The organism is Candidatus Aminicenantes bacterium (assembly GCA_026393795.1).
Taxonomy (GTDB): domain Bacteria; phylum Acidobacteriota; class Aminicenantia; order UBA2199; family UBA2199; genus UBA2199.
Map to the genome: position 1 here is coordinate 1 of JAPKZL010000143.1, position 10,933 is coordinate 10,933.

At 59.1% G+C, this 10,933-nt stretch carries 5 protein-coding genes; 4 read left to right on the forward strand and 1 reads right to left on the reverse strand.

Annotated features, from left to right (window positions below; genetic code table 11):
- Positions 1-168 precede the first annotated feature (168 nt).
- Positions 169-2,298 (reverse strand): hypothetical protein, encoded by a 2,130-nt coding sequence (locus NTW95_06760; protein MCX6557118.1) that lies wholly within the window; start codon positions 2,296-2,298, stop codon positions 169-171.
- Between the two features lie 274 nt (positions 2,299-2,572).
- On the opposite strand from NTW95_06760, the gene purB reads away from it, so the two are divergent.
- The 4 genes from purB to NTW95_06780 form a co-directional block, all read left to right on the forward strand.
- Positions 2,573-3,871 (forward strand): adenylosuccinate lyase, encoded by a 1,299-nt coding sequence (purB, locus tag NTW95_06765; protein MCX6557119.1) that lies wholly within the window; start codon positions 2,573-2,575, stop codon positions 3,869-3,871.
- A gap of 7 nt (positions 3,872-3,878) precedes the next feature.
- On the forward strand, positions 3,879-4,742 hold the full coding sequence (locus tag NTW95_06770) for a hypothetical protein (protein ID MCX6557120.1): 864 nt from the start codon (positions 3,879-3,881) through the stop codon (positions 4,740-4,742).
- A gap of 34 nt (positions 4,743-4,776) precedes the next feature.
- A complete protein-coding gene (locus NTW95_06775) occupies positions 4,777-8,577 on the forward strand; it encodes a phosphoribosylformylglycinamidine synthase (GenBank protein MCX6557121.1) in 3,801 nt (1,266 codons plus the stop codon).
- Positions 8,578-8,692: 115 nt separating this feature from the next.
- The coding region (locus tag NTW95_06780; protein ID MCX6557122.1) for a PAS domain S-box protein at positions 8,693-10,933 on the forward strand (2,241 nt) is incomplete at its 3' end.

Here is a 10,933-nt window from a genome sequence, read left to right on the forward strand (position 1 = left end):
GCAATTCTCCTGCGCTCAGATTATTTTTATCCTCGCCGGTGACGCGGTAGTAAGAATAGTCATGACACCAGCTGATGGCCGGAGCGGCGTAAAATGAGCCCATGTGGCCAGCAGCAGCCCCAATAAAATAGTTTTAACCGTTATTTCAATTTTTCGCATTTTGCCTCCTTAATTGTAGCGGTACCTGACGCCGAAAAGCAGCAGGAACATGCGGTTGGCGATGATCGGGTTGATGCTGATGGACGGGTCCATGTCGGTTGAAATTTTATAGAAATCGACGCGGCTGATGAATTCCAGCTGGGGCAGGATCGGCAGGGAAGCCTGGCCGTTGATGCGGAACGTGGTCGGGTGGCGCTGGACGACGTCGCCGCTGGTGATTTCACCGGAGCCGAGGTTGATGGAAATTTCGTCATTGTAAACAAAGCCGTACTCATAGGCGGCGTTCAGCGTCAGCCTGCCCCTGGCCGGCAGCGGGAATTCGGCCTCGGCCAAAGCGCCGATGCGAAAAAGGTTGCCGTCCCTTTTGAAAAAGGAAGTTCCGTCCCCGGAAGAGGCCAGGGCATGGAGCGCTATGACCGGGCCGATCTTGATGAAGGCGCTGCGCAAACCGGCGGCCGCGTACAAATCGATCACGTGCGGTTTTACCGATCCGCTTCCCGTCCCTTCCGGGCTGTGCCAGAAACGGCCGTAAAGGGTCAAATTGCTGAAAAAGCCCTGGCTGGTTCCCCCATAATCCAGCTTCATCTCGCTGTAGCTGTTGGCGCCGTTGGCGGTAAAAAGATTGCTGTTCACGGATATTGAAAAGAGTCTTGTTTTCAGACCGTTGAGCGCGGTCGCATATTTTCCGCCCAATTGCAGGTAGCTGGACTGGTCATTGTTGGGGAAAGTCTTATAGATGAAAAACAGGCCGGCGTTCCTGGAGAGATCTCCTTTTCTACCGGCGCTATCGAGTTGCAGGGAAATCCGGTTGAAATTTTTCAATTCCAGCTCTTTGAAACTGATCAGCTCATACGCGAATTTAAGCAGCAGGCGGGAATTGGCCCTGGTCCTCTCATAGCCGATGGACGGGGAGAGGAAGATGAATTTATGAAAAGCCGAATCGCTGGTTTCCAGATTGGAGCGCAATTGCAGGTTTAAACCGGCTTCCTTGTTGACTTGAAAATTAAGCCCGGCAGCCAGGGCATGGTTGGCAAAACCGGCGGTCTGGTCATTGGCAAAACTGTTGTTGGCGAAAGAATAATCCAGCCGGAGCGTTTGGCCGGGCCGCAGGTCGAAACTGGCGTCGGTTTTTAAGGCTACCTGGCTGAAGTTGTTGAAGTCGTTTGTCTCATCATTGTAAGAATTGTAACTGAACGCGGCGTGAACGTTCATTTTCCCGCTGCCCCGGAGCGAGTACCCGGCCTGGATAGCGGTGTTGCTGAACGGCGTCTGGATGATCTCGCGGCGGCTGCTGAATGAAAGTTCCATTTGTGAATTCTCTTTTAAAGCGTAACTCGCGCCAAGGGAAATATCGTGGCTGCCGCCCTTGTTCTCTTCGCTCTGGCTGCCGGGCATCTCGGTTACATGGGAGGATGTCCCCAGGAACAGTTCGCCCCAGGCCGAAAGTTTGGCCAGGGCATCGCTTCCGGCGCTGAAAAGCAGTTTCCGGTCGCGGACATACTCCCGGTAAAAATAATCTCCATACTGGAAATATCTGGAAATTTTACCGTAAGCGCTGCGGATTTCCTTGATCGTCCTTGGCCCCGAAAGCGGCAGATCGCGATATTTTTCATAGATTTTTTCAGCACTATCTTTTTGCCTGGCCAGGCGGGCATAAATTTCTCCGGCCGTTGTCATGAATTGATTGATCTGTGAGTTGGCGACCCCCTTGAATTTCGTCTGGATTTCCTCCTCATTGACGCTGAACGTCTGCAGGCATTTTTCTTCGATCCAGCCTTCACGGCCGCCCGGCAGGAGGATCCTGAAGAATTCGTCATTTTTTTCAATGATGGTGAATTCTTCGTTCAGGCGCGGAGAATAAAGCGTCCTGGCGTTTTCATCCAGGGCGTCATACACTTTGCAGCGGTTCTTGACCACTTTTCCCTTTTCCACTTTGCGCCAGCGGCTGGAATTCTTTTTTTCGGGCTCCATTTTTTTGATCAGGCAAAGGAAGGCCAATGATTCCTTCCTGGCTGTTTTTTCCAGTTCTTGCAGCGAATTCAGGTCCTGGGCTTGAACCGCTTTTTCGACTTCGGCCGCCTCACTCCGGAAGGCCGGGATCACGATCAATGAAAAAATAAGCAATACTATTTTTGTCATTTCCCCTCCCCTGGGCACAGTGCAGCCATCGTTGCCCATGTTGCCTGTTTCCTCCATCTTGTTTCCGAATCACCCATTGTCTTCAGCGCAGATTATATTGTTGAATTAAAATATGTCAATATGCAAGCAGCGGCTCTCTGCGCAGGATCGGAAAAAATTCACCGCCGGACCGGGAATACACCGCCCGCGAACGCCGGTTTGCCAGCCTGTTTGGCGCAGTTCAATCTATACAAGCGGCCGGAATGTTGCTATAATTTAATGCAGGAGCGAGGCCATGATAGACAGGTATGAAGCGGCCGAGATCGCCGCTATCTGGAGCGAAGATAACAAGTACCGCAAGTGGCTGGAAGTCGAACTGGCGATCACCGAGGCCTGGGCCGAGATGGGCGGCGTGCCGGCCGCGAGCCTGAAGCGCATCAGGGAAAAAGCCGCCGTCGACCCGGCTCGCATCCGCGAGATCGAAAAAAAGGTCAAGCACGACGTCATCGCCTTCCTGACGTCGCTGGAGGAATCCATCGGCAAGGATTCCGCCTACGTGCACAAGGGCGTCACCTCCTACGACGTGGTCGACACCGCCTTTTCACTGCTCATCCAGGAATCCCTGGCCATCGTCCTGGCCCGGGTCGAAACCCTGAAAAAAATTCTCCTGGAAAAGGCCTTCGCCTACAAGGACCTGCCGGCCATCGGGCGCACCCACGGCATCCACGCCGAGCCGATCGTTTTCGGCTGCAAGTTCCTAATCTGGTATGACGAGATGGAGCGCAACCGCCAGCGGCTGCTCAGGGCCAGGGAGATCACCGCGGTGGGAAAAATGTCGGGTTCGGTCGGCACCTATATCCATTTCCCGCCGGCCGGGGAAGAGCGGGCGCTGCAAAAGCTGGGCCTGAAGCCGTGCCGGGTCTCCTCGCAGATCATCCAGCGCGACCGCCACGCCGAAGTGATCTGGGCCCTGGCCCTGCTCGGCAGCAGCCTGGAAAAGATCGCGGTGGAGATCAGGCACCTGCAAAAGACCGAGGTGCTGGAGGTCGAGGAACCTTTTACCAGCGGCCAGAAGGGCTCGTCCTCCATGCCGCACAAGCGCAACCCCGTCCGCTGCGAGCGGGTTTCGGGGCTGGCGCGGATTTTGCGCGCCAACCTGGCCGTCGCCCTGGAAAACAACATCCTCTGGCATGAACGCGATATTTCCCATTCTTCGGCCGAACGGGTCATTTTTCCCGATTCTTTTCACCTGGGGGTCTTTCTGCTGGATGATATGATCGATGTCTTGCGGCACCTGGCGGTTTATCCCGAAAACATCCGCAAAAACCTGGAGCTGACCCATGAGGTCTATTTTTCCCAGAAGGTGCTGACCTTGCTGCTGGACAAGGGGTTGGCCCGCCAGCGGGCGTACGAACTGGTCCAGGAGCTGGCCTTGAAGTCGTGGCGGGAAAAGCGCGGTTTCCGCGAGCTGATCCTGGCCGACCCCGCCATTGGCGCCGTCTGTTCGGCGGCCGAGCTGGAAAAAGCCTTTTCCCGGGACGACTTGCTGTCCGGGGTCGAGGCGATTTACCGGCGTTTCGCCGGGAAAAAATAAGGCGGCCATGGTCCTGGCGACGATCAATTCGTACCTGGAGCAGATCGACGAATTGGTCGGGCGGGCCGTCGATCCCGATGACAAGCGTTTCCGCCTGCACCTGGAAGCGCTGGTCAAAAAAGGGGGCCGGGAAACCGAAAACGCCATCGCCCACTACATCACCGGCACCTACATCAGCATCCCCACCCGCATCAACCTGGTGCGCATGGCGGGCTACATCCGCAGCTCCGCTTTCCTGGTGCCGTTGAATTCGGTCATCGAGCTCGGCGAGGACAATCTCCTGCGCGAAGAAGCGATCAACAGCATCGCCAAATACAACGACCGCCGCGCCCTGGATATCCTGGACCGGACCCTGGCCAAAAACAAGAACACCCCGCTGCGCGAGCCGATCGCCCAGGCTATCGTCCGCATTAGGAAAAACAATCCTTTTTTGGCCATGCTGCCCCGGTTCTTGCACGGCAGCAAAAACCTCGAACTTTTCCAGATCACCATGAAGGTCTTCAAAAAGATACTCGCCGCAAACGACGCCAAGAGCTTCATCTCCTACCTGCACCATGGCGACCAAGTCGTGGCCGAAGGCGCTTTCGAGATACTTTGCTTTCGCGGCGACGCGGCGGTGTTCTTCTTCATCGCCGAATTCTTCCGCGAGCAGAGCCGGCTGCTGCTCCGTGAAGCGGAGCGGCCAACGGGCAACGCCAGGCTCGCGGCGCTGATCGTTGCCCTGCATGAGTACCTGAAGCGCCAGCCCGAATTTTTCCCGCAACTGCGGTCCGATATCGTTGCCATGCGCAGCCGCGCCGGCGACAGCGTCTGGGGGAAACGGCTGGACGCCTTGATGGCCGATTTGGAAAAAAGCGAGGCGGGGCGATGAAGCCGGTGGCGGGGAAGGGAAAGGAGCTTTGCAAATGGCTGTAATCAGAAGGATTTACGTTGAGAAGAAAGCGGGCTACGACATCGAAGCCAAAGCCATGCTGCTCGACCTGCGTGAAAACCTGGCCGTCGCGGGATTGCGCGGGTTGCGCCTGCTTAACCGCTACGATGTCTCGGGTATCAGCGCCCAAGAAATGAAAAGGGCGCGGCAGGCCGTCTTCGCCGAGCCTCCGGTCGACGAAATATACGACGAGTGCTTTCCCCTGGCCGTTGACGAGACGGCGTTTGCCAGCGAGTTCCTCCCCGGCCAGTACGACCAGCGGGCCGACTCGGCCGCCCAATGCCTGCAGTTGCTCTCGCCGGGAAGCGAATCCCCCAAGGGGACGTCCCGCCAGAGGGCGGGACAGCCTCTGGTGGTCACGGCCAGGGTCGTCGTCTTGCGCGGCAACCTCGGCGCCGAAGAGCTGGAAAGGATCAAACGCTACTTCATCAACCCTGTCGATTGCCGCGAAGCGGCTCTTTCCAAGCCGACCTCGCTGGCTTTTCGCGCCCCCGCTCCCGCCGCCGTCCCGGTCTTGAAAAAGTTCGCTTCCAAGTCCGCCGCCGCCTTGGCCGCGCTGGGAAACGAGTTGGGATTAGCCATGGACGCGGCCGACCTGCGCCATTGCCAGGCCTATTTTCGCGACACGGAGCAACGCGACCCGACCCTGACCGAGATCCGTTTGCTCGACACCTACTGGTCCGACCATTGCCGGCACACGACCTTTTTGACCGCCCTCTCCCGCGTTGCCATCGACCCGGACCCGAGCTGCGAGCCCGTGCGCGCGGCCTATGGGCTGTACGGCGAGCGGCCGGGGGCGATCTGCCTGATGGACCTGGCACTGCTGGCCATGCGCGAACTGCGCGCCGCCGGGCGCCTGAACGACGTGGAGTTCTCCGAGGAGATCAACGCCTGCAGCATGGCCGTGACCGTAGACATCGACGGCAAGAAAGAGGAGTGGCTGGTGATGTTCAAGAACGAAACCCACAACCATCCCACCGAGATCGAGCCGTTCGGCGGGGCGGCCACCTGCCTGGGCGGGGCGATCCGCGATCCGCTGTCGGGGCGGGCTTACGTCTACCAGGCCATGCGCGTGACCGGCAGCGGCGATCCGCGCGCCGTTGTGGCCGACACCCTGCCGGGAAAACTCCCCCAGCGTAAGATCACGACCGAGGCCGCCCACGGCTTCAGCTCCTACGGCAACCAGGTCGGGCTGGCCACCGGCCAGGTCAGCGAGGTCTATCATCCAGGTTACGTGGCCAAGCGCCTGGAGATCGGGGCCGTCATCGGCGCCGCGCCCAGGAAAAACGTCAGACGCCGCGTCCCCCGCCCCGGCGACAAGGTGCTGCTGGTGGGCGGCCGCACCGGCCGCGACGGCATCGGCGGCGCCACCGGTTCCTCGAAAGCCCACGGCGAATCGTCCCTGGCCAGCTGCGGAGCCGAAGTCCAGAAAGGCAACCCGCCCGGCGAGCGCAAGCTGCAGCGGCTGTTCCGCGACCCGGTCGCCAGCCGCATGATTAAGCGCTGCAACGATTTCGGAGCCGGCGGCGTGGCGGTGGCGGTCGGCGAGCTGGCGCCGGGGCTGGACGTCGATCTCGACCGCGTGCCCAAAAAATACGCCGGGCTGGACGGCGGCGAACTGGCCTTGTCCGAATCGCAGGAACGCATGGCGGTGGTGGTCGCCGGCGCCGACGCCAGCCGCTTTCAGCGGCTCGCCGCTGCCGAGAACCTGGAGGCCACCGTGATTGCCACGGTGGTCGCCCGGCGTCGGCTGCGCATGGCATGGCGCGGCCGCACCATCGTCGATCTTGACCGCGATTTCCTGGACAGCCACGGCGCCGAGCGCCAGGCGTCCGTCGAGGTGGCGGCTCCCGATGTGGGCAAGGATTTTTTCAAGACCGCCCCGGCGTTGGCACGGCTACCCGATCTGGCAATGTCCTGGACCGAGGTCCTGTCATCCCTGAACGTTTGCTCGCAAAAAGGCTTGGTGGAGCGCTTTGACAGCTCGATCGGCGCGGCCACGGTTTTCTCCCCCTTCGGCGGCAAATACCAGGCCACCCCGGCCGATGTCATGATCGCCAAGATTCCCCTGCTTTGCGGCGAGACCCACAGCGGCACGGTCATGGGCTTTGGTTTCAACCCGCAGCTGTCGAGCTGGAGCCCTTTTCACGGCGGTCTGTACGCCGTCATCGAGGCCGTGGCCAGGGTGACAGCCTGCGGGGGCGATTTCCGTTGCGTGCGCCTGAGCCTGCAGGAATACTTTCCCAAGCCCGGCCGCGACCCGCGCCGCTGGGGCTTGCCGTTCGCCGCGCTGCTGGGGGCGTTCATTGCCCAGCAGCAGCTGGAGATCCCGGCCATCGGCGGCAAGGACAGCATGTCGGGGACTTTCGGCAGACTCGACGTGCCGCCGACCCTGGTCGCCTTCGCCGTCACCGGCGTGGACGTGCGCCGGGTGGTATCCCCGGAATTCAAAAAAGCCGGCAGTCAGGTCCTATGGCTGCCCTTGCCCCGGGACAACCGTGAAATGCCCGATTTCGTTGCCTTGAAAAAGAATTATGCCCGGGTGCACAACCTGATCAACAAGGGGAAGCTCCTGGCCGCCCAGTCGCTGCACGGCGGCGGTCTGGCCGAGGGTTTGAGCAAAATGTGCTTCGGCAACCGGCTGGGCATGGCCTTTGATGCCCCGCAGATCGTTGCCGAGCTTTTCACTCCGGCCATCGGCTCGCTGGTTCTGGAGGTGCCTGAAAAGGAAAACGTCTCCGAGCTGTTTTCTGGGCTCGACTGCCGCGTCCTGGGCAAGACCCTGCCCGAGGCCGTGATCAAGGTCAACGGCCTGGAACTCGACCTCGCCTCGCTGCGCGAGCATTGGGAAAAACCTTTGGAGGATGTTTTCCCCACCCGGGTGGAAAAGAAACCGCTTGTTGCCGACCCAGGCTGGGAGCGGCCGCTGGCGCACGAGCGCGCCTGCTCACGCGGCCGCGGCCATCGCCCGCTGGTCCGGCCGCGGGTGCTGCTCACGGTCTTCCCCGGCACCAACAACGAGTATGACGTGTCAAGGGCCTTCGCCAGGGCCGGCGGCAAGCCGGAGACCTTCGTTTTCCGCAACCAGCGCGCCGTTGACATCGAAGCCTCCAGCCGCGAGCTGGCCGCAACGATCAAGCGCTCGCAGATCCTGATGCTCCCCGGCGGCTTCAGCGCCGGCGACGAGCCGGACGGGTCGGGAAAATTCATCGCCGCCGTTTTCCGCCATCCCAGTTTGCGCGATGCCATTCATGAATTGATCGACAAAAAGGACGGTTTGATCCTGGGCATCTGCAACGGCTTCCAGGCCCTGGTCAAGCTGGGGCTGCTGCCTCATGGCGAGATCCGCGAGCTGACGGCCGATTCGCCGACCCTGACCTTCAACCTCATCGGTCGCCTGGTGTCGCGGCCGGTGCGCACCAAGCTGGTTTCGACCCTCTCGCCCTGGTTCGGCCTGTGCCGGGCCGGCGACATCCATACCCTGCCGGTGGCCCACGCCGAGGGGCGCTTCGTGGCCCCGGCGGCGACCGTCGAGCTCCTCTTCTCCCTCGGCCAGGTGGCCACGCAATATGTCGATTTCGAAGGCAAGCCGACGCTGGATTCTTTCTTCAACCCCAACGGCTCCATGCTGGCCATCGAGGCGATCAGCAGCCCCGACGGCCGCATCCTGGGCAAGATGGCCCACAGCGACCGCATCAGCCCACACGTCCTGCAGAACATCCCCGGCGACAAGGACCAGAAGCTCTTCGCTTCGGGTGTGAAGTACTTTCAGTGAAGTCATCCTGTGGGGCGGTTGGGTAGATTTGCTACTTCCGCTGCAAGCGTGTTGAATATCTCGAGAAATGATGCCATTATAATTGACGACCCTAACTATTTAGACAAGGCAGGAAATGAAGAGCAAAAAAACGGTCAGCGTCCCGGCGGATCTCAGGAAAATCTTTCAGCGCTCCCAGGAATTGGTAGGAAAGTACTTCAGCAAGAAAAAAGAAAATCCCTCCGAAGGCACGATTGAAATCGTCGGTCATCGATACATTCTCATCAGGGCTGCATCGCTGTCGGTTGAATTTTTTGAGGTGATTAAAAAGCTTTATTCCGACAAAAGCGACAAGGAGGCGTTGGCCCTGACACGCGATCTCCTCTTTGATTTTGCCCATGCCATCGGCGTGGCCGATGCCAAGAATTTTCATGCACAAATGAACTTAAAGACGCCCATTGAAAAGCTGTCCGTCGGGCCGGTCCACTTCGCCTATTCGGGATGGGGGGTCGTCAACATCCTCCCGGAAAGCCATCCGGTTCCGAGCGAGGATTATTTGCTGATCTATGACCATCCCCATTCGTTTGAATCCCAGGCCTGGCAAGCGACCGGGCAAAAAACGAAGTTTCCGGTTTGCGTGATGAATGCCGGATACTCCTCCGGTTGGTGCGAGGAGAGCTTCGGCGTGCCGCTGGAGGCCGCGGAAATCATGTGCCAGGCCAGAGGGGACAGCCACTGCCGGTTTATCATGGGGCATCCGGACATGATTGGCAATCATATCGACGCCTACCTAAAAAAATATCCGCAAATCGCCAAAAGTATAGCCCCGTTCGAGGACACTGGTTTTTTCAAGAAAAAAAAATTCGAGGACGAATTGCGGCGGGAAGAATTGCAGCATGAGATCCATGAACGCGAACACGCGGAAGCGGAATTGCTGACCAGTGAAGAGCGGTACCGGATATTGTATGAAAACAATCCCGCCATTTATTTTACGGTGAATGCCAAGGGCTTCATCCTTTCGGTCAATCGTTCCGGCTGCGAACAGTTGGGTTATGCGGCGGACGATCTGGTCGGTAGATCGATCTTGGATGTTGTTTTTTCCGAGGATAAACCGAAAGTGTCCCTGCAGTTGGCCGCCTGTTTGGATCGGCCCATGGAAGCCGCGCACGGAGATTTTCGCAAAGTCCGCAGGGATGGGGGCCTGATATGGGTCAAGGCGCTCTCGCGAGCGATCCGCTTGCCCGGCGGCCAATTGGTGGTTTTTTTCGCCTGTCAGGATATCACCGGATGGATGCGGTCGGCAAAGGAGCAGAAGGCGATCTACCGGATTACGGAGGCCGCCCAGACGGCGACCAGCCTGGAAGAACTTTACCGGTCGATCCATGCCATCATCGGCGAACTGATGCCGGCCCGGAATTTTTACATCGCTCTCTACGACCGTGATGCCGATTTAATCCGTTTTCCCTACTGGGTCGATGAGCTCGATGCCACTCCACCTTCGGACCCTCCAGGCAGGGGCCTGACCGGTTACGTACTGCGTAGCGGACAGCCGCTTCTGGCGGCACCGGAGGTTTTCGAGCGGCTGGTCAAGTCCGGTGAGGTCGAATCCATCGGTGCTCCATCTTTGGACTGGCTGGGAGTACCGTTGAAGACACAGGTTGGAGAAACAATCGGCGTGATGACCGTCCAGACCTACTCCGAGTCGGTCCGTTACAGCGAAACCGACAAAGATGTCCTGGTGTTCGTTTCCAACCAAGTGGCGATGATGATCGAGCATAAACGGGCGGAGGAAGCCCTGCGCCAAAGCGAAGAACGCCATCGCAGCATGGTGGACAATGCCCCGATGGGCATCCTGACCGCCAACTTGGAAGGGAGTATCATCGACATTAATCCGGTTTTGCTGCGCATTCTTGGTTCCCCGTCGGCTATGGCCACGAAAGCGATCAATCTGTTGACTTATCCACCCCTCATTGAAGCCGGAATCGCGGCCGACTTCAAAAAATGCCTCGCTGAGTCCCGCCTGATCACCGGCGAGTATCCCTACACCTCCAAGTGGGGCAAGAAGTTATACCTTCGGGCCCACCTTGTCCCGATCCTCGATGGCGCCGGAACGGTCGTCGGTGTCATGGGAATGATCGAGGATATCACCGAACACAAGCAGATGGAGGAGGAACGCCGGAATCTCGAGGAACGCCTGCGCCGGATGGAAAAAATGGAAGCTATCGGAACCTTGGCCGGAGGCGTAGCCCACGACCTGAACAACGTGCTCGGAGTCCTGAGCGGCTATGCCGAGTTGCTGATGATGGAAACGCAAGAGGGAAGTCCGGTTCGGGAGCACGCCGCTAAAATTTTCAAATCCTCCGAGCGCGGAGCGGCT